This window comes from Kitasatospora sp. UYEF31, assembly GCF_057291755.1.
Genome location: NZ_JBXAWK010000149.1, coordinates 1 through 1,551 on the forward strand (window position 1 = coordinate 1; position 1,551 = coordinate 1,551).

The 1,551-nt window shown below is 73.0% G+C and carries 2 protein-coding genes; one reads left to right on the top strand and one right to left on the bottom strand.

Annotated elements, in window-relative coordinates; all coding sequences use genetic code 11:
- Positions 1 to 225: Tn3 family transposase (locus AC0Z36_RS29630; protein WP_485466174.1), on the top strand; the 225-nt coding region annotated here is incomplete at its 5' end.
- A gap of 211 nt (positions 226 to 436) precedes the next feature.
- On the opposite strand, the gene tgmC is transcribed toward AC0Z36_RS29630, so the two are convergent.
- On the bottom strand, positions 437 to 1,551 hold a 1,115-nt coding region (gene tgmC, locus AC0Z36_RS29635; protein WP_485466175.1), incomplete at its 5' end, for an ATP-grasp peptide maturase system methyltransferase.

The following is a 1,551-nucleotide window of genomic DNA, read 5'->3' on the forward strand; positions in this document are numbered from 1 at the left end:
CCGGTTCACTCGATTGCCCCGGATACTTGGTGGAATTCCCTCTACATGGACGCCGCCGTCGGGGAGTTGGAGGCCGGCGGGCTGACCGTCTCCCCCGAGATCCGCTCCCGGCTCTCTCCGCTGATTCATGATCATATAAATTTCCACGGACGGTATCCGATCGTCCGCTCCCACGGCGCCGACGCGCTGCGGCCCCTGCGCGACCCCCGCGCCGCCGAGGAATAGCCCTGGACACGGGCAGCCCCGACGGCGCCCTCGGGGGAAGGGCGTCCGCCTCCGAGGGCGGCCGCCGAGGAGGTGGCACTGCCCGGCCCGTTCGGGCATCTGGATGCCGACGACGCCGAGCCGGACGGCTGGGGGCGGGGACGATCCGCGGTGCAGACAGGCCGCTGCCCCGGCCGCGGTGCGGTCCGGGGCAGCGTGAGGCGACGGTGCGTCAGGCGACGCGGTGTTCCCACCGCAGGGCCGGCTTCTCGCCGATCCAGTACGAGCGGGCATCGGTGGCGATCTGCTGCCCACCGATCCAGTAGGCGTGCGAGCGGTCGGTGACCTGGAGCCGGACCGCGCTGATGTCCGGCCGCCCCGCCTCCTGCCAGGCGGTGAGCGCCTGCTCGACCGCGTCCCACAGCGCGATGGGGCCACCCTGGCGGACGGTCCAGCCCTCGCCGTCGTCGCCGAGCTGGGCGAAGGACTCCCGCTCCGGGTCGAACAGGTACACCATCTGCTCGCCGTCCTCGGCCACCGCGCGGACCAGCTGGGCGCCGGGGGCTGCGAGCTGGGCCAGGAAGGCGGGCATCCACTCCTCCAGCAGTTGCGGCGCGATCGGCGTGCGCCGCTCGGTGTCCGCGTACGCGGCCCGGGCCGACAGGTCCCCGGCCAGCGGCATGACGGCCTGGGAGCGGGCCGGCATGAACGAGGAGCGGCCGATGATCCGGCCCTCAGCGGTGCCGTCGTCCTTCACGGTGACCTTGGCGAGCCCGGTGCCGTACGACCAGGAGCCGACCGTGGCGAGGATGGTCCCGCCGGGCTTGGTCTGCCGCACCCAGGTGTAGGGGACGCGCCGGACCGCGCAGGTGGCGATCACCTTGTCGTACGGGGCCCGGCGGGGGTGGCCGAGTAGTCCGTCCCCGGTGACCGTCCAGGTCGAGTAGCCGGCCGTCTCCAGCGCGGCGTCCGCCCGGGCAGCCACCTCGGGGTCCACCTCGACGCTGGTGACGTTGTCCTCGCCGAGTCGGTGGCACATCAGCGCGGTCGAGTACCCGGTGCCGGTGCCGATCTCCAGCACCGTCTCGCCGTCCTCGATGTCCAGGGCCTCGATCATGCTGACCACGGTGGCCGGGATGGTGGAGGAGGAGGTCGGGAAGCCCCGGACGGGTTCGGCGACCTGGTCGGCCGTCAGGTGGCCGTCGAGCTGGGTGACGAGCGACTGGTCGCTGTAGGCGATCTCCCCCCACTCCTTGGGCTCGGCGCCGAGCGCGGTGACCGGCCGCCACCGGCCGTCGTCGGTGGGCAGGAACACCCCGGGCTGTAGGAACAGCTCGCGGGGCACGG